Here is a 22,946-nt window from a genome sequence, read left to right on the forward strand (position 1 = left end):
AGACAGAAACTGACACGCGGGCTCTGGCGCACCATCGGCATGCCGACCTCGCCACCACCCAAACCATAGTGCCACAGTTTCATCCACGGCGGGTGGGGACCGCCGGTGGGTAACTCATACCAGCGGCCGCTGATTTCGACTCCTGAGGAGCCGGTGCGGCCGCTGGTATGCTTCTGTTTTGGCGCGCAGCCGCCACACCAACCCTGCGCGCGATACGGTCGGCATGTGATGCCGACCGTATCAGCCCGGCGGCCGCCGGTGTCATGGCCGCGACGTCAGCCCCGCCCGCCTCACCGCACCCCCCTCCGCTCCGCCACCACCGCGCGCGCCGCCTCCTCCGGAACGCCGAGGCGCAGCAGCGCCGCCTCGCCCAGCAGCAGCGCGGCCTCGCGCACCTCGGGCACCACATCGCTCGCCCCGGCGGCGCAGAGCTCGCGCGCATGCGCCTCGTCGCGCACGCGGGCGAGGATGGGCAGGCGCGGGAAGCCCTGGCGCGCGGCGGCCACCAGGGCGCGGGCCTGCGCGGCGTCGTTCACCGTCACCACCAGCAGCGCGGCGCGGGCGGCCCCGAGGCGGGCCAGGATTTCCACCTGCGTCGCCTCGCCATACCAGACGGCCGCGCCCTGCCGGCGCAGCGCCGCCACCCGCGCCGCGTCGCGATCGAGCGCCACATGCGGCACGCGCTGGCCGTCCAGCACCTCGCCCACCAGCCGCCCCACCCGGCCATAGCCCACGATGATGACATGGTCGCGCAGCCCCTCATCGGCCTCGGGCGCGGGGGCCTCGCCCTGCCCCGGCGGCGCGAGCCGCGCGCCGAGTCGCCGGCCCAGGCCGGCCAGCGCGGGCGTGGCCAGCATGGTCAGCGCCACCACGATGGCGGCGAACTGCGCCGTCTCCGGCGGCAGGACGGCGAGCGAGGCGGCCAGCGCGACGACGATGAAGCCGAACTCGCCCCCCTGGCCGAGCAGCAGCGCCGCCTCGGCCGCCACCTCGCGCCGCTCGCCCCAGGCGCGCATCAGCGCATACAGCAGCGCCGCCTTCACAAGGACGAGGCCCGCCACCGTGCCGGCGAGGGCGAGCGGGGCGCGCGCCACCGCGCCGAGGTCGATCATCAGCCCCACGCTGACGAAGAAGACGCCGAGCAGCAGCCCCTTGAAAGGCTCCAGATCCACCGCGACCTGGGCGCGGAACTCCGTCTCGGCCAGCAGCACCCCCGCCAGGAAGGCGCCGAGCGCGAGGGAGAGCCCCGCCGCCTCGGTGGCGATGGCGGTGCCGATGGCGGCGAGCAGCACCGCCGCCAGGAAGGCCTCGCGACTCTCGGTCGCCGCCACGGCGCGCAGCAGCGGGCGCATCACGAGCCGCCCCGCCAGCACGATGAGCATGATGGCCAGCGCCGCCTTGCCCAGCGCCAGCAGCACGTCGGCCGCGATCTCGCCGCCGCTGGGCGCCGCGACCCCGGCGGCTCCGAGCAGCCCCACCAGCAGCAGCACCGGCACCACCGCCAGATCCTGGAACAGCAGCACCGCGAAGGCCGCACGCCCGGTGGGCGTGCCCAGCCGCCCGCGCTCGGCGAGGAGCTGCACGACGATGGCGGTGGAGGAAAGGGCAAGCCCCGCCCCCAGCACCACCGCCGCCGCGGGCGCATGGCCCATGCCCCAGGCCAGGGCGGCGATGACGGCCGCCGTCAGCCCCACCTGCGCGCCGCCGAGGCCGAAAACGAGCCCGCGCATGCGCCACAGCCTCTCCAGCGAGAGCTCGAGCCCGATCATGAACAGCAGGAAGGCGACGCCGAGCTCTGCGGCGAGCTTCATCCCCTCCGTCTGGCGCAGCACCAGCAGCCCCGCCCAGGAGCCCTCCGGCGCCAGCGCGCCCAGCCCGTGCGGGCCGATCAGCAGCCCGACGGCGAGGAAGCCCAGCACGGTGCTGATGCGCGCGCGGTGGCAGGCCAGCGCCACCAGCCCGGTGGCGCCCAGCAACACCACCACCTCGCGCAACTCGGCGGCCACCATGGCTTTCGCGCGCTCTCCCCACCCCTCTGGCCGGAGGTGCCGCAAGCGGCGGGGCGCGTCAAACCTTCAGGCGATCGGGGATGGGCAGGCCCAGCCGGTCGGGGATGGGCCATTCCTCGCGCACCACGCGCAGCACCCGGAAGCCCGCCTTGAGATAGTTGGGCAGGGCGCGCGGATGATCGGCCGTGCAGGTGTTCACCGTCAGCGCCGAAGGCCCCTCGGCCCAGGCGGCGGCGATGGCGTGGTGCAGGAAGGCCATGCCGAGGCCCTGCCCGATCGCCCCCGGCATCAGCCCGAAATAGGCGAGGTTGATGACGCCGCGCGGGCGGCGGTCCAGCTCGTAGAAGCCGGCCTCGCGCCCCGCGGGGTCGTGCAGCACATGGACGCTGAGCGTGGGCTCGGCCAGCACCTCGTCGAGCTCGGCATCCGAGAGGCTGCGGCGCAGCCACCACACATAGTCGCGGCCCACCCCGTCATAGAGGCGGCGATACTGCTGCACCGAGCAGCGCGGCCTGAGGCGGGTGACGCGCCAGCCATCCGGCAGCGCGGGCTGGCCCGGCGGCGGCGGCGCGTCCATCCGCATGAAGGTGACCTCCACCGCGACCAGGGTGGAGGGCTCGGCCGTCCACATCAGGTTTCGAGGAAGCTGCGGAGCTTGCGCGAGCGCGAGGGGTGCTTGAGCTTGCGCAGCGCCTTGGCCTCGATCTGGCGGATGCGCTCGCGCGTGACGTTGAACTGCTGGCCGACCTCCTCGAGGGTATGGTCGGTGTTCATGCCGATGCCGAAGCGCATGCGCAGCACGCGCTCCTCGCGCGGCGTGAGCGAGGCGAGCACGCGCGTCGTCGCCTCGCGCAGGTTGGACTGGATCGCGGCGTCGAGCGGGATGACGGCGTTCTTGTCCTCGATGAAGTCGCCGAGGTGGCTGTCCTCCTCGTCGCCGATGGGGGTCTCGAGGCTGATCGGCTCCTTCGCGATCTTCAGCACCTTGCGCACCTTCTCGAGCGGCATGCCGAGCTTCTCGGCCAGCTCCTCGGGCTGGGGTTCGCGGCCGATCTCGTGCAGCATCTGGCGCGAGGTGCGCACCAGCTTGTTGATCGTCTCGATCATGTGCACGGGGATGCGGATGGTGCGCGCCTGGTCCGCGATCGAGCGCGTGATGGCCTGGCGGATCCACCAGGTGGCGTAGGTCGAGAACTTGTAGCCGCGGCGGTATTCGAACTTGTCCACCGCCTTCATCAGCCCGATGTTGCCCTCCTGGATCAGGTCCAGGAACTGCAGGCCGCGGTTGGTGTATTTCTTGGCGATGGAGATCACGAGGCGCAGGTTCGCCTCGATCATCTCCTTCTTCGCCTGGTTCATGTCGCGCTCGCCGCGGCTGACGGTCGCATAGACGCGGCGGAACTCGGAGATGGGCAGCCCCGTGGCCGCGGCGATGGCGGCGATCTCGGTGCGGATCGCCTCCAGCTCCTCGCGCCCGCGCGCGGCGAAGGCCTGCCAGGCCTTGGACTTGAGCTTGGCCACCCGGTCCAGCCAGGCGGGATCGAGCTCGCTGCCCTTCCACTGCTCGAGGAACTCCTCGCGCTTCACCTTGAAGCTCTCGGCGAGGCGCAGCACCTGCCCGTCCAGCGTGTTCAGCTTGCGGTTGAGCTGCTTGAGCTGGTCCACCAGCTCCTCGATGCGGTTGTTGTGGAGGTGCACCTTCTCCACCAGCGCCACCAGCTCCTGGCGCTGCTTCTCGTAGGTCTTCTCGCTGCGCCCGCCGAGCTCGCCGCCCTGGGCGTAGGCGTCCATGCGCTTGGTGGAGAGCTTCTGCAGCCTGGCGTAGGCTGCCTGGATGGCCTCGAAATTGGCCAGCACCTCGGGCTTCAGCTTCTCCTCGAGGGCGGAGAGGGAAAGCCCCACACCCTCCCCTTCCTCGCCCTCCTCGAACTCCTCGGGCTCGGCGGGCGCGCCGTCGGGGTTGTCGGCGTTGGCGGTGGCCTCGAGGTCGATCACGTCGCGCAGCAGCATGCGGCCTTCCTTGACCGCATCGTGCCAGGCGACGATCGCCTTGAAGGTGAGCGGGCTCTCGCAGAGCCCGCCGATCATCATGTCGCGGCCGGCCTCGATGCGCTTGGCGATGGCGATCTCGCCCTCGCGCGAGAGCAGCTCCACGCTGCCCATCTCGCGCAGATACATGCGCACGGGGTCGTCGGTGCGGCCGAGGCTCTCCTCGTCCACATTGCCGCCGCCCTCCTCGTCCTCCTCGGCGTCCTCGGCCTTGGCGGGCTTCTGGGCGGCCTCCTCGTCGTCCTGCTCGGCCTCGACGACGTTGATGCCGGCCTCGGAGAGGGAGGAGAGCGTGTCCTCCATGAACTCGGGGCTCACCTGGCCCTCGGGCATGGCGGCGTTCACCTCGTCGAAGGTGACGTAGCCGCGCTCCTTGCCGCGGGCGATGAGCTTCTTGACGGCGGCCGAGGTGACATCGAGCAGCGCGCCCTCGACCGCTTCCTCGCGCGCCTCGGCCGTCTCGCCCGTCGTCGCCGTCTTGCTCGCCATGCGCCACTCCGTCGCTGCCGGGGGAGAAACCCCCTCTACCCTATGTGCATCGCCGCGGGCGGGTCAGCCCGCCGCGGAGAGATCCTCCACCTCGCCCCGGCGCAGCGCGTCCAGCGCCGCGGTGAGGCGGATCAGCCGGGCCTGGGCCGCGGCGTCATTCGTCTCGGCCAGGGCCGCCGCAGCGGCCCGGGCGTCCTCGACGAGCTCCGCCTCGCCGCGCAGGAAGCCGAACATCTGCCAGAAGGCGTCCAGCGCCTCCTTGGGCTGCGCGCCCGGCCGGGCCTCCGGCGGCAGGCCGGCCGGCCTGAGCACCAGGGCGCAGGCCTCCGCCGCCGGACCATCGGCGAGGTGGGCGATCAACTCCGCCGAGTCAAGGCGTTCGGCCTGCCGAATCCAGGCGAGGAGGGCATCCCTGACCTGCTTCGCCGGCCCCTCGGGAAAATCGAGCAGGGCCAGCGGCTCCTCGATCTCGGGCAGGAGCTCGGGCTGCCGGAGGCAGATGGCCATGACGATGCGCGCCCGCTCGGCGCGGATGGCCTCGGCGTCGGGCACGGGGCGGGGGTGGCGGGGGGCGGCGGCGGGGCCGGGGCGGCGGGAGAGCGCGAAGAAGCGGTCGAGCAGGGCGCGGCGGAACTCGGCGGCCAGGGCGCGATCCGGGATGGACTGCGCCGCCTGGATCAGCCGGTGGCGGATGGCCGCGCGCGCCTCCGGCCCCTCGGGCAGCTTCGCCCCGGCGATCAGGGAAAAGAGCGCCTCCGCCAGCGGCCGCGCCGCCTCCAGCACCGCCTCCATCCCGGCCGGACCGCGCCTGGCGAGGAGCGTGTCGGGGTCCTCGCCGGCGGGGAGGGTGGCGAAGCGCAGGGTGCGCTCGGGGCTGAGCAGGGGCAGCGCCACCTCGGCCGCGCGCGCCGCCGCCCGCGCCCCGGCCGCGTCGCCGTCGAAGCAGAGCACGGGTTCGGGGCTGATGCGCCACAGCGCCTCGAGCTGCTCGGGCGTGAGTGCGGTGCCCAGCGGCGCCACCGCCCCGGCGAAGCCCGCCTGGTGCAGCGCGATCACGTCCATGTAGCCCTCGACCACCAGCAGCCGCGCGCCGCGGAACACGCCCTCGCGCGCCAGGTCGAGGCCGTAGAGGTTGCGCCGCTTGGAGAAGAGCGCCGTCTCCGGCCCGTTCACGTATTTGGGCTGCCCATCGCCCAGGATGCGGCCGCCGAAGCTGATGGTGCGGCCGCGCCGGTCGCGGATGGGGAACATCACGCGGTTGAAGAAGAGATCGACGGGCGGCCCCTCCTCGCGCGGCTGCATCAGCCCGGCCTCGACAAGCTGGGCGGGCTCGATGCCCTGTTCGCGCAGCTCCGCCGCCAGCGCCCCGCGCCCCGCGCCGGACCAGCCCAGGCCGAAGCGGGCGATGGTCTCCTCCGTCAGCCCGCGCCGGCGCAGATAGGCGAAGCCCTCCGCCCCCTCGGGGCTCGTCAGGCGGCGGCGATAGGCGGCCTCGGCGGCGGCGAGCACGGCGTGCAGGTCGCGCGCGCGCTGTTCGCGGGCGCGGGCCTCGGGGCCGGGTTTGGGCAGCTCCATCCCCGCCTCGGCGGCCAGCCGCTCGACGGCCTCCATGAAGCCCAGCCCCTCGCAGCGCATGAGCCAGGCGAAGGCATCGCCATGCGCGCCGCAGCCGAAACAGTGGAAGCTGTCCTCATAGACGTAGAAGGAGGGGGTCTTCTCGTTGTGGAAGGGGCAGAGGCCCTTCCAGTTCCGCCCGGATTTCGAGAGCCGCACGCGCCGGGCGGCCAGCGCCGGCATGGGGGTGCGGGCGCGCAGCTCGTCGAGGAAGGCGGGAGGGAGGGCCATCGTCTGGGCATGTAGCAGGAGAGGCGGCCGGGCGGACGGGGGATGCGGGCCTGCCATTTTCGGAACGCTCGCGGAAAGTCCGACTGCCAGGCTTGAATTTTCAGAAATTGCTGAACATACGCTCAGCCATGGACCTCCCTCCCGCCACCGCCGCCTTCGTCCTCCACTTCGGCGAGATGGGCTCGCGCTGGGGCATCAACCGCACCGTGGGGCAGATCTATGCCCTGCTCTTCCTCTCCGAGCGCCCCCTGCCGGCCGACGAGATCGCGCAGAAGCTCGGCTTCTCCCGCTCCAACGTCTCCATGGGGCTGAAGGAGCTGGAGGCCTGGCGGCTGGTGCGCCTGCAGCACCTGCCGGGCGACCGGCGCGAGCATTTCTCCACGCCCGAGGATGTCTGGCAGATCGTGCGAATCCTCGCCGAGGAGCGCCGCAAGCGCGAGGTGGACCCCACCCTCACCTTGCTGCGCGACACGCTGATGCAGCGGCCCGCCAGCGCCGAGGAGGCGCACGCCCAGGCGCGCATGCAGTCCCTCTACGAGGTGATCTCGCTGCTCACCGGCTGGATGGACGATGTCCAGAAACTGCCGGACGAGCGGCTGATCGCCCTGCTCAAGCTCGGCGGGCGCGTCGCCCGCGTGCTGGAGGCGACGGAACGCTTCCAGGAGATCGTCACCCGCAAGCCGCGGCGCCGCGCCGCGAAGGAAGGCTGAGCCATGGACCCGCTGCTGCTCGCGCGCATCCAGTTCGCCGCGAACATCTCCTTCCACATCCTCTTTCCCACCATCACCATCGCGCTGGGCTGGCTTCTGCTCTTCTTCAAGCTGCGCTTCAACGCGACGCGCGACGAGGCGTGGATGGAGGCCTACCGCTTCTGGGTGAAGGTCTTCGCCCTCAGCTTCGCCCTCGGCGTCGTCTCGGGGCTGACCATGAGCTTCCAGTTCGGCACCAACTGGCCGGGCTTCATGGAGCGCGTGGGCAACATCGCGGGCCCGCTGCTGGCCTATGAGGTCGTCACCGCCTTCTTCCTCGAGGCCTCCTTCCTCGCGATCATGCTCTTCGGCTACCGCCGCGTGCCGGACTGGCTGCACACGCTCGCCACGGTGCTGGTGGCGGTGGGCACCTCGCTCTCGGCCTTCTGGATCCTGGTGCTGAACTCCTGGATGCACACGCCCGCGGGCTTCGAGATGCGCGAGGGCGTGGCGCACGCGACCGACTGGTTCGCCATCGTCTTCAACCCCTCCATGCCCTACCGCCTGGCGCACATGCTGCTCGCCTCGGGGCTGACGGCCGCCTTCCTGATCGCCGGCCTCTCGGCCTGGCGCTGGCTGCGCGGGGACCGCACGCCCGGCGTGCTGGCCGCGCTGCGCACGGGCGTGGTGCTGGGCGCGGTGCTCATCCCGGTGCAGATCTTCGCGGGCGACCTGCACGGGCTGAACACGCTGAAGCACCAGCCGCAGAAGGTGGCGGCGATGGAGGGCGTGTGGGAGACGGAGCGCGGCGCGGCCCTGCGCCTCTTCGCCATCCCCGACGAGGCCAGCCGCAGCAACCGCTTCGAGATCGCCATCCCCAACATGGCCTCGCTCATCCTCACCCATGAGTGGGAGGGCGAGGTGCGCGGCCTCAACGAGTTCATCGGCGAGCATCCGCCCGTGGCGCCCGTCTTCTACGCCTTCCGGATCATGGTGGGGATGGGCGTGCTGATGCTGCTGGTGGGCTGGTGGGGGGCCTTCGCGCTGCGGCGCGGGCGCGAGCCCGGGCGCTGGCTGGCCCGCGCCCTGGTGGCGATGACCTTCTCGGGATGGGTGGCCACCCTCGCGGGCTGGTATGTCACCGAGATCGGCCGCCAGCCCTGGCTCGTCACGGGCATCCTGCGCACGGGCGAGGCCGCGGGGCCCGTGCCGGCGGCCAGCATCGGCGTCTCGCTCGCGCTCTACCTCGCCATCTACGCGGTGCTGCTCGCGGCCTATATCGGCACGCTCTACCACCTCGCGGGCAAGCGCGGCGGCGCGGGCCAGGAAGTCCGCACCGGGCCCTTCCGGCCCCAGGCCCAGCCCGCGGAGTGAGCGCCATGGAGACCCTGCCCCCGGGCGCCTGGCTGCCCATCGCCTTCGCCGTGCTCATGGCGCTCTCCATGCTGCTCTACGCCATGCTGGACGGCTTCGACCTCGGCGTGGGGGTGCTGCTGCGCCGCACCCCCGAGGAGGCCGAGCGCGACCGGATGATCCACTCCATCGGTCCCTTCTGGGACGCGAACGAGACCTGGCTGGTGCTGGGGGTGGGGCTGCTGCTCGTGGCCTTCCCGATGGCGCATGGCATGATCCTCACCGCGCTCTACCTGCCGGTGGCGCTGATGCTGGCCGCGCTGATCCTGCGCGGGGTGGCCTTCGAGTTCCGCGCCAAGGCGCCCGAGGCGCAGAAGCCGCGCTGGGACATGGCCTTCCAGGCGGGCTCGGTGCTCGCCGCCTTCAGCCAGGGCTGGATGCTGGGCAGCTACATCCTGGGCTTCGCCGAGGGCTGGGCGGCGCTGCTCTTCTCCTTCCTGGTGGGCGCCATCGTGGTGGCGGGCTACACGCTGATCGGCGCCTGCTGGCTGGTCTGGCGCACCGAGGGCGCGCTGCAGGCGCGCGCGGCCGCCTGGGCGCGCGGCGCGCTCTACGCCACCTGGGCGGGGGTGCTGGTGATCAGCGCCGCCACCCCGCTCGCCAGCCCGCGCATCTTCGAGCGCTGGTTCGACTTCCCGCAGGTGCTCGGCCTCGCGCCCATCCCGCTCGCCACGGGGGCGCTGTTCCTGCTGCTGCACATCTTCCTGCGCCGCTTCCCGCGCGCGGACCACGCGCTCGACTGGGTGCCCTTCGCCGCGTGCTGCGCCATCTTCGCGCTGTGCTTCCAGGGTCTCGCCTATTCCTTCTGGCCCTATGTGGTGCCCGAGCGGCTGACCATCTTCGAGGCCGCCGCCGCCCCCGAGAGCCTGCTCATCATCCTGGTCGGCGCGGGGCTCGTGCTGCCGGTGATCGGCCTCTACACGGTGGTGATCTGGCGCGTGTTCGGGGGCAAGGCCCGGCCGCTCAGCTACTACTGATCATCCCCCGCGCGGGGCTTTTCACGGCCCCGCGCGCGGTCCATCTCTGGGGGGAGGAGTTCCCCCCATGAGCGACACCCGCGCACCCGTCCCCGTCACCGTGCTGACCGGCTATCTCGGCGCCGGCAAGACCACGCTGCTCAACCGCATCCTCACCGAGAACCACGGCCGGAAATTCGCCGTGGTGATCAACGAGTTCGGCGAGCTCGGCGTGGACAACGACCTCGTCGTGGACGCCGACGAGGAAGTCTTCGAGATGAACAACGGCTGCATCTGCTGCACCGTGCGCGGAGACCTCATCCGCATCCTCTCGGGGCTGATGAAGCGGCGCGAGCGCTTCGACGGCATCATCGTCGAGACCACGGGCCTCGCCGATCCCGCCCCCGTCGCGCAGACCTTCTTCGTGGACGAGGACGTGAAGCGCGCCACGAAGCTCGATTCCATCGTGACGGTGGTGGACGCGAAGCACCTCTCCCAGCGCCTGAACGATTCGCGGGAAGCCGAGAAGCAGATCGCCTTCGCCGACCTCATCCTGCTCAACAAGATGGATCTCGTCACCGAGGCCGAGGCCGCAGCGGTCGAGGCGAAGATCCGCGCCATCAACCCCTGGGCGGAGCTGATCCGCTCGACGCGCTCCGCCGTGCCCATCGACCGCGTGATCGGCCGCGACGCCTTCAGCCTGGAGCGCATCCTGGCGCGCGAGCCCGAGTTCCTCTCCGGCGATGACGCGCACGAGCACGACAGCGAGGTGAACAGCGTCTCCTTCGAGGTCTCCCGCCCCATCGACCCCGAGAAGTTCAACGCCTGGATGACGGAGCTCCTCGCCAACAAGGGGCAGGACCTGCTGCGCACCAAGGGCATCCTCGCCTATCCCGGCGAGGACCGCCGCTTCGCCTTCCAGGCCGTGCACATGATCGCGGACGGCGACTTCATCTCGCCCTGGCGCGAGGGCGAGCCGCGCAGGTCGAAGATCGTCTTCATCGGGCGCGACCTCAACCGCCCCGCGCTGCGCCGCGGCTTCGAAGCCTGCCAGGTGGAGGCGTGAGCGCCAGCCAGGAGATCGCCTACCTCCTGCACTCCCGCGGCGTGGCGCGGGAGCTCGGGGCCTGGGTGGTCGGCCTCGCCTTCGGACGGGAGGGGCGCTCGCTCGCCTTCGGGCTCGGCGATGGCAGCGTGCATGTGGCGGATGCGCGCGCCCCGGCCGGCGACTGGCTGCGGGTGGAGGCGCACAAGGGCGCGGTGCTCGCCCTCTGCGCCGATGTGGCCGAGGGCGTGCTGACGGGCGGCGACGACGGCCGCCTCGCCCGCGTCACCCCGGCCGGCCAGGTGGAGGAGGTGGCGGGCTTCGGCCGCAAATGGGTGGAGCATGTCGCGGCCCATGAATCGGGGGTGCGCGCGGCGGCCGTGGCCAAGGCCGTGCATGTGCTGGACGCGAAGGGCCAGGCGCTGAAGTCGCTGCCGCACCCCTCCACCTTGGCGGGCCTCGCCTTCGACGCGAAGGGCAAGCGCGTGGCGGCCAGCCACTACAACGGCGCCTCGCTCTGGTTCGTCGCCGCGCGCGAGGACAAGCCGCGGCTGCTGGAATGGAAGGGCAGCCACCACGCCATCGCGATCCACCCCGAGGGGACGCATGTCGTCACCGCCATGCAGGAGAACGCGCTGCATGGCTGGCGCCTCGCGGACGGGCAGCACATGCGCATGTCCGGCTATCCGGCCAAGACGCACAGCCTCTCCTTCAGCGCCAAGGGCCGCTGGCTCGCCACCAGCGGGGCGGAGAGCGTGGTGCTCTGGCCCTTCTTCGGGGGCGGGCCGATGGGCAAGGCGCCCACCGAGCTTGCGGGCGGGGATTCCGTGCTCTGCACCCGGGTCGCCTGCCATCCGCAGCACGAGATGGTGGCCGCGGGCTTCGAGGACGGTCTCGTGCTGCTGGCCGACATCGCCTCGGGCCGGGTGCTGCCCATCGCCCCGCCGGGGCGCGGCGCGGTCTCGGCGCTGGGCTGGAACGCGAATGGCGCGCTGCTCGCCTTCGGCACCGAGCAGGGCTTCGCCGCGCTGCTCGACCTTTCGAAGAAGTGACGCCGATGATCCTGGACACGCCCCTTCTGCGCATGCCCGCCCTCGGCCTCGGCACCTGGCCGATGCGCGGGGCGGAATGCCAGGCGGCGGTGGAGGGCGCGCTGGCGCTGGGCTACCGCCACATCGACACGGCCGAGATGTACGGCAACGAGGCGGAGGTGGGGGCCGCGCTGCGCGCGGCCGGCCTGCCGCGCGGCGAGGTCTTCGTCACCACCAAGATCTGGTGGGACAAGCCCGACGGGCCGCGCTTCCGCGCCGCCGCCCTCGCCTCCCTCGAGCGGCTCGGCCTCGATGCGGTGGATCTGCTGCTCGTCCACTGGCCCTCCCCCGAGCTCGACCTGCCTTCCGTGCTGGAGGCGCTCGCGCGGCTGCGCGAGGAGGGGCGGGCCAAGGCGGTGGGCGTCTCCAACTTCCCGGCCGGGCTGCTGCGCCGCGCGCTCGACCTCGCCATCGCCCCGCTCGCCTGCCTGCAGGTGGAGCACCACGCGATGCTCGACCAGTCGCGCCTGCTGGCGCTGACAGAGGCGGCGGGGATGGTGCTGACGAGCTACACCCCCCCTCGGCAAGGGCGAGGTGGCGGCCCACCCCGCGGTGCGCGCCATCGCCGCGCGCCATGGCGCGACGGGGGCGCAGGTGGCGCTCGCCTATCTGCTCGGCAAGGGGCGGGTGGCGGCCGTGCCCAAGGCGGCGAGCGCGGCCCGCCAGGCGGAGAACCTGGGCGCGCTCGGGCTGCGGCTCGCGCCCGAGGATGTCGCGGCGCTGGACGCGCTGCCGAAGAACCGCCGCTTCGTGAACCCCGCCTTCGCGCCCGACTGGGACGGCTGATCACCCCTCCCAGCGCGCCAGCCAGCCGAGGTCGTGGCAGAGGATCAGGTCCTCGTAGCGGAGGGGCGACATCAGCACCTCGTGCACCAGGTCCGAGCGCGCGAAGGGGCCCTCCACCACCCGCGGCCGCCCCTCGCGCAGCACCACGAGATGGGGGAAGAGCGCCGCCCACTCCTCCATCACGCGGAAGGGGTTGCGGTCGGCGAAGCGCATCAGCGTCCAGAGATTGAACTCCACCTGCACGAGCGGGCGGAAGCGGCGCAGCGCCTCGCGCCCGCCCGCCAGCGCGGCCGGCTCGCTGCCCTCGAGGTCGAGCTTCACGAGGTCGAGCCGCGGCAGGGAGGCGGCCACGGCGTCGAGGGTTGTGACGGGCACGCGCTGGTCCTCGGCCCAGCCATGGGGCGCCGGGGCGTCGGGCCCCGCGAGGAAGGCGACGGAGGCGTTGTCGCGCGGGACGCGCAGCACCGCCTCGCCCGGGGCGGCGCCCAGCGCCTCCGCCCGGCATTCGGCGCGCGCGAGCCCGTGCCGCGCCAGGTTCTGCGCGAGATGCGCGCGCAGCGCCGCATTGGGCTCGAAGGCGAGCAGCCGCGCGTGGCGCGGCGCGCCGAGGCCCATGGCGAGCGCGCCGAGCCCGAGATTCGCCCCGCCATCCAGCAGCACCGCCCCCTCCCCGCCATCGGGCAGCAGGGCGCGCGTCACGCGCAGCAGCCCCTCCTGCGCGGCGGCCTCGGCGGCCAGCGCGCGGGCGTAGTCATCGCCCGCCGGGGCGGAGAGCGACAGCGCACGCCCCCCGAGGCGCACCGGCGGCGGCGCCTCGGGGAAGGCGGCGAGTAGGCCCTCGCGCAGCGCGGCGATCTCGGCCGGCGGGGCGGGCGCATCGGGCGGCGGGCGGGCGCCGAAACGGAGCTGCCGCCAGGCGTCGAGCGCCTCGGCGTCCGGCGCGGCGGCGATGCGCGGCGCGAAGGGCCGGCCGCGCAACGCCCGGTGCTCGGGGCTGGCGAGGAAGGCGGCGGCGAGGGCGCGCGGATCATCCGCCCCCTGCCAGTTCGCGACGACTTCCGCGCTCTCGGGCTCGCGGCCTAAGATGATTCTGTAGGCCCAGACGACCACATGCTCGGCGATCGGCATGCTGGCTTCGGCTCCCTGCGCTTGCCGGGCCAGGCGCCCGGCCATGACGAACGAGGACGGCACGAGCATGGCAGACACGGACGAAGACGGCGAAGAGCTGGACCTCGGCATCTCGCTCGAGGTGGTGGCGACGGTGGTGGACCTCGCCCATGCGGTCCAGGACGCCGAGGAGGCGGAGATCGGCCGCCCCGAGGACGACGAGGAGCTGGACGACGACGAGGAGAACGAGATCACCGAGGAGATGCTGACCGACTACATCGACGAGCTGAACGAGGAGCAGCAGAACGCCCTCATCGCGCTCGCCTGGGTCGGCCGCGGCGACTACGAGCCGGAGGAATGGGAGGAGGCGCTGAAGCTCGCCGCCGAGCGCAACGCGCGCGGCGAGGCCTCGAGCTACCTCGCCGGCATGGACGGGCTGGGCGATCTGCTCTCCGAGGGGCTCGCCGCCTTCGGCATCGCGGTGGAGGAGGTGGAGCGCTGAGGCGCTCCACGGCCCCTCATACCAGCGGCCGCTGATTTCGACTCCTGAGAAGTCGGTACGGCCGCTGGTATGCCTCTGTTTTGGCGCGCAGCCGCCACACCAACCCTGCGCGCGATACGGTCGGCATGTCATGCCGACCGTATCACACCGTGAAGTACTTGGCCCGCGGGTGGTGCAGCACGATGGCGCTCGTGCTCTGCTCCGGATGGAGCTGCCACTCCTCGGAGAGCGAGACGCCGATGCGCTCGGCACCCAGCAGCTTCAGCAGCGGCGCCTGGTCCTCGAGGCGCGGGCAGGCGGGGTAGCCGAAGGAGTAGCGGCCGCCGCGATAGCCCTGTTGCAGCATCTTCTCCATGTCGCGCTCGTCCTCGCCCGCGAAGCCGAGCTCGGCGCGGATGCGCTTGTGGACGTATTCCGCCAGCGCCTCGGCCATCTCCACCGAGAGTCCGTGCAGGTAGAGGTAGTCCTGATAGCGGTTCTCCTCGAACCACTCGCGCGCCATGTCGGAGGCCTTCTGCCCGACGGTGACGACCTGCAGGCCGATCACGTCGCGCTCCGCGTCGTCCACGTCGCGCACGAAATCGGCGATGCACTCGCCATCCTCCTTGGGCTGGCGCGGCAGGTGGAAGCGCGCCGCCTCGGTCACGCCGTCCTCCTCGAAGAGGATCAGGTCGTTCCCCTGCCCCGCGCATTTCCAGTAGCCGTAGATGGCCTGGGGCTTGAGGATCTGCTGCTCCTCGGTCAGCGCCAGCATGCGCTTGAGCACGGGGCGCAGCTCCTGCTTCGCCCAGCCGAGGAAATCCTCCAGGCTGCGGCCCGCTTTGCGGAAGCCCCACTGGAACTGGTAGAGGCTGCGCTCGTTGATGAAGGGCACCAGGGCCTTGGGCGCGGCCTCCATCACCCGCGGCCCCCAGAAGGGCGGCGTGGGCACGGGAAGGCCCGCCGTCTGCCGCCGCCGCCGGGCCTGGGCGTAGGCGAGATCCACGGGCGCGAAGCCGCGCGGGTCGGCGGCGCCCAGCACGCGCTTCTCGTTGCGCGCCTTGCCCGCGCGCCGGGCCTGGATGGCGGCGAGGTAGCCGTCGAAGTCGTTGCCCATCACCTTGTCCATCAGGTGCAGGCCGTCGAAGGCGTCGCGCGCATAGGCCACGCGCCCGCAGGCATAGGCCTTCACGCAATCCTCCTCGACATAGTTGCGCGTCAGCGCCGCCCCGCCCAGCAGCACGGGCAGCTCGATGCCCATGCGCGACATCTCCTCGAGATTCTCGCGCATCACGACGGTGGACTTCACCAGCAGCCCCGACATGCCGATGGCGTGCGCCTTGTGCTCGCGCGCGGCGGCCACGATGTCGGCGAGCGGCACCTTGATGCCGAGGTTGATCACCTTGTAGCCGTTGTTGGTGAGGATGATGTCCACGAGGTTCTTGCCGATGTCGTGCACGTCGCCCTTGACGGTGCCGAGCACGATGACGCCCTTCTCCTGCCCCTCCACGCGCTCCATGAAGGGTTCGAGATAGGCGACCGCCGCCTTCATCGTCTCGGCCGACTGCAGCACGAAGGGGAGCTGCATCTTGCCCGCGCCGAAGAGGTCGCCCACCACCTTCATGCCGTCGAGCAGGATGTCGTTGATGATCGCGAGCGGCGTGAGCCCCTTGGCCAGCGCGTCCGCCAGCTCCTCCTCCAGCCCCTTGCGGTCGCCGTCCACGATGCGGTCCCTGAGGCGCTCCTCGACCGTCTCGGCCTTCTTCTTCGCCGCGGCGTCGGCGGCCTTGCGGCCGGCGAACATCTCCAGGACCTTCTGCAGCGGGTCGTAGCCCTCGCGGCGGCGGTCGAAGATCAGATCCTCCATCACCTGCACCTCCTCGGGCGGGATCTGATGGAGCGGCTTGATCTTGGAGACGTGCACGATCGCCCCCGTCATGCCGGCCTTCACCGCGTGGTCGAGGAAGACGGAGTTGAGCACGTGCCGCGCCGCCGGGTTGAGGCCGAAGGAGATGTTCGACAGGCCGAGGATGATCTGGATGTCCGGAAACTCCTCCCGAATCATCCGGATGCCCTCGAGCGTCCACAGCCCCAGTTTCCGGTCGTCCTCGTTGCCGGTGGCGATGGTGAAGGTCAGCGGGTCGATCAGCAGGTCTGACTGCGGCAAACCATGGCGGTTGCAGGCGAAGTCCACGAGGCGGCGGGCGATGCGCAGCTTGTCCTCGGCGGTCTTGGCCATGCCCTGCTCGTCGATGGTGAGCGCGATGACGGCGGCGCCGAATTTCCGCGCCAGCACCATGCGGTCATGCGCGGCGCCCTCGCCCTCCTCGAAGTTGATCGAGTTGATGATGGGCTTGCCGCCGTGCAGCTTCAGCGCGGCCTCGATCACCGGGGTCTCGGTGCTGTCTATGACGAGCGGCGCGTTCACGCTGGCGGTGAAGCGCTTCACCACCTCGCACATCTCGGCCATCTCGTCGCGGCCGACGAAGGCGGTGCAGATGTCGAGCGAGTTCGAGCCCTCCGCCACCTGCTCGCGCCCGATGGCGAGGCAGCCGTCCCAGTCGTGCGCCGCCTGGCGCTCGCGCCAGGCCTTGGAGCCGTTGGCGTTGCAGCGCTCGCCGATCGAGAAGTAGCTGTTCTCCTGGCGGAGGCTCACGGCGCTGTAGAGCGAGGCGACGGAGGGCACCCAGTGGACGCGGCGCCGCACCGGCGCGGGCCGCGCCGCCCCGCCCGCGAGCTTGCGCAGCACCGCATCCAGCGCGGCGATGTGCGGGGTGGAGGTGCCGCAGCAGCCGCCGATGAGGTTGAACCCGTCCTCGACGACGAAGCGCTCCATCCACACCGCCATCTCCTCGGGCGAGAGCGGGTAGTGCGTCCTGCCGTCCACCAGCTCCGGCAGCCCGGCATTGGGCTGCACGCTGAGCAGCCCGGGCCAGTTCTGCGAGAGCCAGCGGATGTGCTCGGCCATCTCCTGCGGCCCCGTCGCGCAGTTGAGGCCGAGGAGCGGCACGTCCAGCGCGTGCACCACCGCCGCCGCGGCGGCGATGTCGGGGCCCACCAGCAGCGTGCCGGTCGTCTCCACCGTCACCTGCACGAAGATGGGGATGTCGCTCTTGGCCTCGGCCTTCGCGGCCTTGGCGGCGTTCACCGCGGCCTTGATGTAGAGCGTGTCCTGGTTCGTCTCGGTCAGCAGCGCGTCCGCCCCGCCGGCGATGAGGCCGCGGCACTGCTCGGTCAGCGCCGCCTCCAGCGCGTCGTAGGAGATGTGGCCGAGCGAGGGCAGCTTGGTGCCCGGCCCGATGTCGCCCACCACCCAGCGGTGGCGGCCGTCGGCGAAGCTCTCGGCGGCCTCGCGCGCGAGGCCGACGGCGAGCTTGTTGATCTCGAAGGCGCGGTGGCCGAGCTCGAACTCCTCCAGCGTCACGGGGCTGCCGCCGAAGGTGTTGGTCAGCACCATGTCGGCGCCGGCCTCGAAATAGCTGCGATGGATCTCGCGCACGATGTCGGGGCGCGAGAGGTTGAGCACCTCGGTGCAGTTCTCCTTGTCCCAGAAATCGCGCGCCACATCGAGGTCCATCGCCTGCACGCGCGCGCCCATGCCGCCGTCGCAGAGCAGCACGCGGTCGCGCAGAACCTCGAGGAGATGCGGTCGGGCCATGTTCTTCTTCCTGGTGGCGGCGTGTCAGGCGTCGGCGAGGAGCCGGGCGGGCAGCTTCTCCGCGCGCCAGAGGCGCACGGCGAGCGGCCCGGGGATGTCGGCGGGCCGGGGCGCGGCGCAGCCGGCCGCGCCCAGCCAGCCGGCGATGGCGGCGTCGTCGAAGCCGGGCCAGCGATGGGCGAAGCGGCGCATCACCTCGGCGCGGTCATGCGGGGCGAGGTCGAGCACGAGCAGCGCGCCCCCTGGGCGCAGCACCCGCGCGGCCTCGGCCAGCGCCGCGGCCGGGTCCTCGGCGTAGTGCAGCACCATCTGCAGCGTCACGGCGTCGAAGCGCGCATCGGGCAGCGGCAGGCGATACATGTCGGCAAGGCGCACCGTGCAGCGCTCGGCGAGGCCGCGTTCGGACAGGCGCGCGCGCGCCAGCGCCAGCATCTCGCGGCTCGCGTCCACGCCCAGCGCCCGGCCGACGCGCGGCGCCACCAGCTCGAGCAGCGCGCCCGTGCCGGTGCCGATGTCGAGCAGGCTCTCCACCCGCTCGGGCAGCGCCGCGAGCAGCGCGGCCTCGATGGCCGCGGCGTCGAGGCCGAGGGCGCGGATTTCGTCCCACTCCATCCCCTCGCGCTGGAAGGCCTCGGAGGCGGCGCGGGCGCGATCGGCGGCGATGCGCGCGGCCTGGCGGCGATCGGCCTGCAGCAGGGGGTCCTCCTCCGGCAGGCGCGCCAGCAGGGCGCGGGCGAGATCGGCCCCGGCCGGGAGCTGGAAATAGACGTGCGGCCCCTCGGGCAGCCGCTCGAGCAGCCCGGCCTCGTGCAGCAGCTTCAGGTGGCGGGAAAGGCGCGGCTGGGACTGGCCGAGCACGGCGCAGAGCTCGCTCACGTTGAAGGCCCCGCGCGCGCAGAGGGCGAGCAGGCGCAGCCGGGTCGGCTCGGCGGCGGCGCGGAGTTGGGTGAGCAGCGGCTCCATGGCTTGCAAATGGCATAAACATATCCTTATGTCCAGCGCATGGCCTGGTCGCTGGACGCCCGCATCCCCGTCACGCTCCTGCCCGACATGGCGGCGGTGGAGGCGGCGCTGGCCGAGGGCAAGCCGGCCGCCCTGGTCACCGCGGCCCCCCCTCCCCCCAAGCCCGCGCGCGCGGCGGCGGCCGTCTCCTTCGCGCCCGGGCTGGCCGCGCATCGCGCGGCCTGCGCCTGCTGCCAGGGGAGGAGCCCGGCCGCCCAGGCGCTGGACCGGCTCTTCCAGGCCCGCGCGCGCGGCGCCGCCCCCTGGTTCGAGCGGGTGCTGGTGCTGGACGAGGAGGGCGTGGGCGCGGAGCTGCGCCGGGCGCTGCGGGAGGACGCGCTGGCGGCCGCACGGTTCCGGGCGGACTGAGCCCGCGTTACATTGCCCGGGAAAAGACCAGGACGCCGCCATGAGCTTCGCCAGCACCCAGGATCTCGCCGAGAAACGCGTCTCCTTCGACGAGCTCGGCCCCGGGCTCTACGCCTACACCGCCGAGGGCGATCCCAACTCCGGCGTCATCCTGGGCCCCGAGGGCGTGGTGGTGGTGGACGCCCAGGCCACGCCGCTGATGGCGCGCGACGTGCAGGCGCGCATCGCCACCGTCACGCCGCTGCCGGTGAAGCAGGTGGTGCTGACGCACTACCACGCCGTGCGGGTGCTCGGCGCCTCCGGCTACCCGGCCCATTCGATCCTCTGCTCGGAGGCCACCCGCGCGCTGATCGTCGAGCGCGGAGCCCAGGACATGGACAGTGAGATCGGCCGCTTCCCGCGCCTGTTCCGCGGGCGCGAGACCATCCCCGGCCTCACCTGGCCCACCCACACATTCGAGCGGCGCATGACGCTCTGGCTCGGCGAGCGCGAGGCGCAGGTGATCCACATCGGCCGCAGCCACACGGCGGGCGACACGGTGGTCTGGCTGCCCAAGGAGCGCGTGCTCTTCGCCGGAGACACGGTGGAGTTCGGCGCCACCCCCTATTGCGGCGACGCGCATTTCGCCGACTGGCCCGCCACGCTGGCCGCCATCCGCGCGCTGAACCCGGAGAAGCTGGTGCCCGGCCGCGGCGCGGCGCTGCTCAACCCGCAGGATGTGGCCGAGGCGCTGCACCAGACGGAGAGCTACGTGACCGACCTCTTCGCGCTGGCGCAGCGCGCGGTCGCGAAGGGCTGGACGCTGAAGCAGCTCTACGACGAGGCGATGGCCGCGCTGCGCCCCAAATACGGGCATTGGGTGATCTTCGAGCACTGCATGCCCTTCAACGTCAGCCGCGCCTTCGACGAGGCGAGCGGGATCGCGCATCCGCGCATCTGGACCGCCGAGCGCGACCTCGAGATGTGGCGCGCGCTGGAGCAGGGCGCGCCGATGAAGAGCGCCGAAGCGCATTGATGGCGGCCCGCTTCGCGCCCCCGCGCTACGCCTCGCCCCCGCCGCGCCATCCGGGCGGCGAGGAGGCGGCGCGCCTGGTGGTGGCGGGCGGCGGGCTCGTGGGCCTCACGGTCGCGCTCGACCTCGCGCGGCGCGGCGTGGATGTGGTGCTGCTGGACGAGGACGACACCGTCTCCACCGGCAGCCGCGCCATCTGCTTCGCCAAGCGCACGCTGGAGATCTACGGCCGGCTCGGCCTCGGCGCGAGGTTCCTGGAGAAGGGCGTCACCTGGAACCGCGGCCGCGTCTTCCACGGCGAGCGCGAGGCCTACGCCTTCGACCTGCTGCCCGAGCAGGGGCACGAATACCCGGCCTTCGTGAACCTCCAGCAGTATTACGCCGAGGCCTGGCTGGTGGAGGCCTGCGCGGCCACGGGCCGGGTGGATCTGCGCTGGCGGCACAAGGTCACCGGCATCGAGAACCGCCCGGACGGCGCGCGCCTCGCCGTCGAGACGCCGCAGGGCGCCTACACGCTGCACGCGGAATGGCTGCTCGCCTGCGACGGCGCGCGCAGCTTCCTGCGCGAATCCCTCGGCCTGCCCTTCGTCGGGCAGGTGTTCCGCGACCGCTTCCTCATCGCGGACGTGGTGATGCAGGCGGATTTCCCGACGGAACGCTGGTTCTGGTTCGACCCGCCCTTCCACCCCGGCCAGTCCGTGCTGCTGCACAAACAGCCCGACGATGTGTCGCGCATCGATTTCCAGCTCGGCTGGGAGGCCGATCCGGAGGCGGAGAAGGATCCCGCCCGGGTGCGCGCGCGCGTGGCCGCCATGCTGGGGCCGAAGATCCCCTTCGAGCTGGAATGGGTCAGCGTCTACACCTTCAGATGCCGGCGGATGGAGCGGTTCCGCCACGGCCGCACCCTCTTCCTGGGCGACGCCGCGCACCAGGTCTCGCCCTTCGGCGCGCGCGGCGGCAATGGCGGGGTGCAGGACGCGGACAATCTCGCCTGGCGCCTCGCCGCCGTGCTGACCGGCGAGGCGGGCGAGGCGCTGCTCGAGGGCTATGAGGCCGAGCGCATCCCCGCAGCCGACGAGAACATCCTGAACTCCACCCGCAGCACGGATTTCATCACGCCGAAGAACCCCGCCGCCCGCGCCTGGCGCGAGGCGGTGCTGCAGCTCGCCCGCCGCCACGCCTTCGCCCGGCCGCTGGTCAACTCGGGCCGGCTCTCGCGCCCCTGGTCGGGCCAGGTGGCGGCGCCCGACGCGCCCGTGCTGCGCGAGGGGCAGGCGGAGTGGCTGCTGCGCCACATCGGCCATGACGGGCGCTTCACCCTGATCGCGCGCGAGGCCACGCCGCCCGCCCTGCCCGGCGTCACCGCGCTGATGCTCGCCGACACCCCGCGCCCGGGCACGCTGCACGACCATTCGGGGCTGGCCGCCGCGCGGCTCGGCCTCGCACCCGGCGAGGCGGCGCTGTTCCGCCCCGACCAGATCCTCGCCGGCCGCGCCCCGGCCGCCGACCGCGCGGCGCTGGCCGCGCTGCACGCCAAGGCCCTCGCCCGATGAGCACCCTCTCCACCGAACCCCGCCTTCCCGATCCCGACGGCTTCTACGCCCTGGTGATGGAGGCGCACCGCGGGCTGGACGAGGCCGCCTCCCGCGCGCTGGACGCGCGGCTCGTGCTCATCCTCGCCAACCACATCGGCGACGCCGAGGTGCTGGCCGAGGCCATTGCGCTCGCGCGCCGCGCGGGCGAAGAGGAGGCATGAGCAGCAGCCCCATCGAGACCATCGCCGCCTGGCAGGAGGAGTTCACCGCCATCCGCCGGGACATCCACGCCCATCCCGAGCTGGGCCTGGAGGAGCACCGCACCGCCGCCCTCGTCGCCGCGAAGCTGCGCGAATGGGGCGTCGAGGTGCATGAAGGGGTGGGCCGCACCGGGGTGGTGGGCGTGATCCGCGGCGGGCGCGCGGCCGAGGGCCGCAACGACGGCCCGCGCATCGGCCTACGCGCCGACATGGACGCGCTGCCCATGCAGGAGGCCAACGGCTTCGCCCATGCCAGCACCCATCCCGGCCGCATGCACGCCTGCGGCCATGACGGGCACACCACCATGCTGCTCGCCGCGGCGAAGTATCTCGCCCGGACGCGCAACTTCGACGGCACGGTGCACCTGATCTTCCAGCCGGGCGAGGAGGGCGCGGGCGGCGCGCTCGCCATGCTGGAGGACGGGCTGTTCGCCCGCTTCCCCTGCGATGCCGTGTTCGGCATCCACAACCGCCCGGGCCTGCCGGTCGGCGAGTTCGGCCTGCGCCCCGGCCCGATGATGGCGGGCGTCGCCTTCTTCGACATCCAGGTGACGGGCAAGGGCGGCCATGGCGCGCGCCCCGAGGCGACCAACGACCCGGTGGTGATGGGGGCGGCCATCGTGCAGGCGCTGCAGTCGGTGGTGGCGCGCAACGTCCCCGCCATCGAGCGCGCGGTGCTCAGCGTCACCCGCTTCGACGCGGGCCAGGCCTACAACGTGATTCCGAACGAGGTGCGGCTCGGCGGCACGGTGCGCGCCTTCTCCAACGAGATCATGGCGCTGGTGGAGAACCGCATGCGCGCCATTTCCGAAGGGGTGGCGGCGGGGCTCGGCGGCAGCGCCGTGCTCGATTTCCGGGTGATCACCACGCCGCTCGTGAACGACGCGATGGAGGCCGCGGCGCTGGGCGACGCCGCCGCGGCCCTGGTGGGCGAGGGCCATGTCCACCGCGATTTCCCCGCCGTGATGGGCGGCGAGGATTTCGCCTTCATGCTGGAACGCTGCCCCGGCGCCTACATCGTCACCGGCAATGGCGACAGCGCGGAGGTGCACCACCCCCGCTTCGACTTCGACGACCGCGCCATCCCCTATGGCGCGGGGGTTCTGGCGGCGGTGGTGGAGCGCAAGATGCCGCGCGCGGGGTGAGTGCT

At 72.3% G+C, this 22,946-nt stretch carries 19 protein-coding genes and 1 pseudogene; 13 read left to right on the top strand and 7 right to left on the bottom strand.

All coding sequences use genetic code 11. From position 1 onward, the window contains the following. Positions 1 to 290: 290 nt before the first annotated feature. The 4 genes from H596_RS0112165 to dnaG form a co-directional block, all read right to left on the bottom strand. Positions 291 to 2,009 (bottom strand): cation:proton antiporter domain-containing protein, encoded by a 1,719-nt coding sequence (locus tag H596_RS0112165; RefSeq protein WP_027285127.1) that lies wholly within the window; start codon positions 2,007 to 2,009, stop codon positions 291 to 293. A 58-nt stretch (positions 2,010 to 2,067) separates the two neighbouring features. Then, a complete protein-coding gene (locus tag H596_RS0112170) occupies positions 2,068 to 2,640 on the bottom strand; it encodes a GNAT family protein (protein ID WP_027285128.1) in 573 nt (190 codons plus the stop codon). Continuing rightward, entirely contained in the window at positions 2,640 to 4,547 is a 1,908-nt protein-coding gene (gene rpoD / locus H596_RS0112175) for an RNA polymerase sigma factor RpoD (protein WP_027285129.1), read from the bottom strand. Before rpoD ends, H596_RS0112170 begins: the two co-directional genes overlap by 1 nt. 63 nt (positions 4,548 to 4,610) lie before the next feature. Then, the gene (gene dnaG / locus H596_RS0112180) at positions 4,611 to 6,392 is read right to left on the bottom strand and encodes a DNA primase (protein ID WP_027285130.1); all 1,782 of its coding nucleotides are present in this window, start codon (positions 6,390 to 6,392) and stop codon (positions 4,611 to 4,613) included. Between the two features lie 128 nt (positions 6,393 to 6,520). On the opposite strand from dnaG, the gene H596_RS0112185 reads away from it, so the two are divergent. The 7 genes and pseudogenes from H596_RS0112185 to H596_RS24860 all read left to right on the top strand — a co-directional run bounded on the left by H596_RS0112185 (position 6,521) and on the right by H596_RS24860 (position 12,372). Then, positions 6,521 to 7,102, top strand: coding sequence for a GbsR/MarR family transcriptional regulator (locus tag H596_RS0112185; protein ID WP_027285131.1), 582 nt, complete (start codon positions 6,521 to 6,523; stop codon positions 7,100 to 7,102). A 3-nt stretch (positions 7,103 to 7,105) separates the two neighbouring features. Then, positions 7,106 to 8,455 (top strand): cytochrome ubiquinol oxidase subunit I, encoded by a 1,350-nt coding sequence (locus H596_RS21320; RefSeq protein ID WP_037301168.1) that lies wholly within the window; start codon positions 7,106 to 7,108, stop codon positions 8,453 to 8,455. Positions 8,456 to 8,460: 5 nt separating this feature from the next. Further along, positions 8,461 to 9,471, top strand: a complete 1,011-nt coding sequence (locus H596_RS0112195; RefSeq protein ID WP_027285132.1) for a cytochrome d ubiquinol oxidase subunit II — start codon at positions 8,461 to 8,463, stop codon at positions 9,469 to 9,471. A gap of 67 nt (positions 9,472 to 9,538) precedes the next feature. Further along, positions 9,539 to 10,516: a CobW family GTP-binding protein gene (locus tag H596_RS0112200; RefSeq protein ID WP_027285133.1), complete on the top strand. Its 978-nt coding sequence runs from the start codon at positions 9,539 to 9,541 to the stop codon at positions 10,514 to 10,516. Continuing rightward, a complete protein-coding gene (locus H596_RS0112205) occupies positions 10,513 to 11,547 on the top strand; it encodes a WD40 repeat domain-containing protein (protein ID WP_027285134.1) in 1,035 nt (344 codons plus the stop codon). The genes H596_RS0112200 and H596_RS0112205 overlap by 4 nt, the downstream gene beginning before the upstream one ends. Before the next feature lie 62 nt (positions 11,548 to 11,609). After that, positions 11,610 to 12,056 (top strand): annotated as a pseudogene (locus tag H596_RS24855) (aldo/keto reductase); the annotation flags it as partial. 64 nt (positions 12,057 to 12,120) lie between these two features. Then, on the top strand, positions 12,121 to 12,372 hold the full coding sequence (locus H596_RS24860) for an aldo/keto reductase (protein ID WP_027285136.1): 252 nt from the start codon (positions 12,121 to 12,123) through the stop codon (positions 12,370 to 12,372). Here the strand turns inward: H596_RS24860 and H596_RS22970 are convergent, their stop codons facing one another. Continuing rightward, on the bottom strand, positions 12,373 to 13,500 hold the full coding sequence (locus tag H596_RS22970) for an FkbM family methyltransferase (RefSeq protein ID WP_051212895.1): 1,128 nt from the start codon (positions 13,498 to 13,500) through the stop codon (positions 12,373 to 12,375). 43 nt (positions 13,501 to 13,543) lie between these two features. Between H596_RS22970 and H596_RS0112225 the strand changes: the two genes are divergently transcribed. Then, on the top strand, positions 13,544 to 13,981 hold the full coding sequence (locus H596_RS0112225; RefSeq protein ID WP_051212897.1) for a DUF3775 domain-containing protein: 438 nt from the start codon (positions 13,544 to 13,546) through the stop codon (positions 13,979 to 13,981). Positions 13,982 to 14,123: 142 nt separating this feature from the next. Here the strand turns inward: H596_RS0112225 and metH are convergent, their stop codons facing one another. Continuing rightward, on the bottom strand, positions 14,124 to 17,618 hold the full coding sequence (gene metH / locus H596_RS0112230) for a methionine synthase (RefSeq protein WP_027285138.1): 3,495 nt from the start codon (positions 17,616 to 17,618) through the stop codon (positions 14,124 to 14,126). 24 nt (positions 17,619 to 17,642) lie between these two features. Further along, positions 17,643 to 18,581: an ArsR/SmtB family transcription factor gene (locus H596_RS0112235; protein ID WP_027285139.1), complete on the bottom strand. Its 939-nt coding sequence runs from the start codon at positions 18,579 to 18,581 to the stop codon at positions 17,643 to 17,645. 39 nt (positions 18,582 to 18,620) lie between these two features. Here H596_RS0112235 and H596_RS0112240 point away from each other — a divergent pair, with 39 nt between their 5' ends. Genes H596_RS0112240 through H596_RS0112260 form a run of 5 tightly spaced genes read left to right on the top strand, consistent with a single transcriptional unit; the run spans position 18,621 to position 22,941 of the window. Continuing rightward, positions 18,621 to 18,989 carry a hypothetical protein gene (locus tag H596_RS0112240; RefSeq protein ID WP_027285140.1) on the top strand — a complete coding sequence of 123 codons (369 nt, stop codon included), beginning with the start codon at positions 18,621 to 18,623 and terminating at the stop codon, positions 18,987 to 18,989. A 40-nt stretch (positions 18,990 to 19,029) separates the two neighbouring features. Beyond that, on the top strand, positions 19,030 to 20,004 hold the full coding sequence (locus tag H596_RS21340) for an MBL fold metallo-hydrolase (protein WP_037301177.1): 975 nt from the start codon (positions 19,030 to 19,032) through the stop codon (positions 20,002 to 20,004). Beyond that, the gene (locus H596_RS0112250) at positions 20,004 to 21,554 is read left to right on the top strand and encodes an FAD-dependent oxidoreductase (protein WP_027285141.1); all 1,551 of its coding nucleotides are present in this window, start codon (positions 20,004 to 20,006) and stop codon (positions 21,552 to 21,554) included. Before H596_RS21340 ends, H596_RS0112250 begins: the two co-directional genes overlap by 1 nt. Further along, positions 21,551 to 21,757: a DUF2783 domain-containing protein gene (locus H596_RS0112255; protein ID WP_027285142.1), complete on the top strand. Its 207-nt coding sequence runs from the start codon at positions 21,551 to 21,553 to the stop codon at positions 21,755 to 21,757. Before H596_RS0112250 ends, H596_RS0112255 begins: the two co-directional genes overlap by 4 nt. Beyond that, on the top strand, positions 21,754 to 22,941 hold the full coding sequence (locus H596_RS0112260) for a M20 aminoacylase family protein (RefSeq protein ID WP_027285143.1): 1,188 nt from the start codon (positions 21,754 to 21,756) through the stop codon (positions 22,939 to 22,941). Before H596_RS0112255 ends, H596_RS0112260 begins: the two co-directional genes overlap by 4 nt. Positions 22,942 to 22,946: the final 5 nt, after the last annotated feature.

Origin of the sequence: Rubritepida flocculans DSM 14296 (assembly GCF_000425365.1) — a bacterium.
Lineage (GTDB): Bacteria > Pseudomonadota > Alphaproteobacteria > Acetobacterales > Acetobacteraceae > Roseococcus > Roseococcus flocculans.

Bases quoted from the DNA above. Each gene is read 5' to 3' on its own strand.
- H596_RS0112165 (WP_027285127.1), bottom strand. From the start codon at position 2,009: ATGGTGGCCGCCGAGTTGCGCGAGGTGGTGGTGTTGCTGGGCGCCACC.
- H596_RS0112170 (WP_027285128.1), bottom strand. From the start codon at position 2,640: ATGTGGACGGCCGAGCCCTCCACCCTGGTCGCGGTGGAGGTCACCTTC.
- rpoD (WP_027285129.1), bottom strand. From the start codon at position 4,547: ATGGCGAGCAAGACGGCGACGACGGGCGAGACGGCCGAGGCGCGCGAG.
- dnaG (WP_027285130.1), bottom strand. From the start codon at position 6,392: ATGGCCCTCCCTCCCGCCTTCCTCGACGAGCTGCGCGCCCGCACCCCC.
- H596_RS0112185 (WP_027285131.1), top strand. From the start codon at position 6,521: ATGGACCTCCCTCCCGCCACCGCCGCCTTCGTCCTCCACTTCGGCGAG.
- H596_RS21320 (WP_037301168.1), top strand. From the start codon at position 7,106: ATGGACCCGCTGCTGCTCGCGCGCATCCAGTTCGCCGCGAACATCTCC.
- H596_RS0112195 (WP_027285132.1), top strand. From the start codon at position 8,461: ATGGAGACCCTGCCCCCGGGCGCCTGGCTGCCCATCGCCTTCGCCGTG.
- H596_RS0112200 (WP_027285133.1), top strand. From the start codon at position 9,539: ATGAGCGACACCCGCGCACCCGTCCCCGTCACCGTGCTGACCGGCTAT.
- H596_RS22970 (WP_051212895.1), bottom strand. From the start codon at position 13,500: ATGCCGATCGCCGAGCATGTGGTCGTCTGGGCCTACAGAATCATCTTA.
- H596_RS0112225 (WP_051212897.1), top strand. From the start codon at position 13,544: ATGACGAACGAGGACGGCACGAGCATGGCAGACACGGACGAAGACGGC.
- metH (WP_027285138.1), bottom strand. From the start codon at position 17,618: ATGGCCCGACCGCATCTCCTCGAGGTTCTGCGCGACCGCGTGCTGCTC.
- H596_RS0112235 (WP_027285139.1), bottom strand. From the start codon at position 18,581: ATGGAGCCGCTGCTCACCCAACTCCGCGCCGCCGCCGAGCCGACCCGG.
- H596_RS0112240 (WP_027285140.1), top strand. From the start codon at position 18,621: ATGGCCTGGTCGCTGGACGCCCGCATCCCCGTCACGCTCCTGCCCGAC.
- H596_RS21340 (WP_037301177.1), top strand. From the start codon at position 19,030: ATGAGCTTCGCCAGCACCCAGGATCTCGCCGAGAAACGCGTCTCCTTC.
- H596_RS0112250 (WP_027285141.1), top strand. From the start codon at position 20,004: ATGGCGGCCCGCTTCGCGCCCCCGCGCTACGCCTCGCCCCCGCCGCGC.
- H596_RS0112255 (WP_027285142.1), top strand. From the start codon at position 21,551: ATGAGCACCCTCTCCACCGAACCCCGCCTTCCCGATCCCGACGGCTTC.
- H596_RS0112260 (WP_027285143.1), top strand. From the start codon at position 21,754: ATGAGCAGCAGCCCCATCGAGACCATCGCCGCCTGGCAGGAGGAGTTC.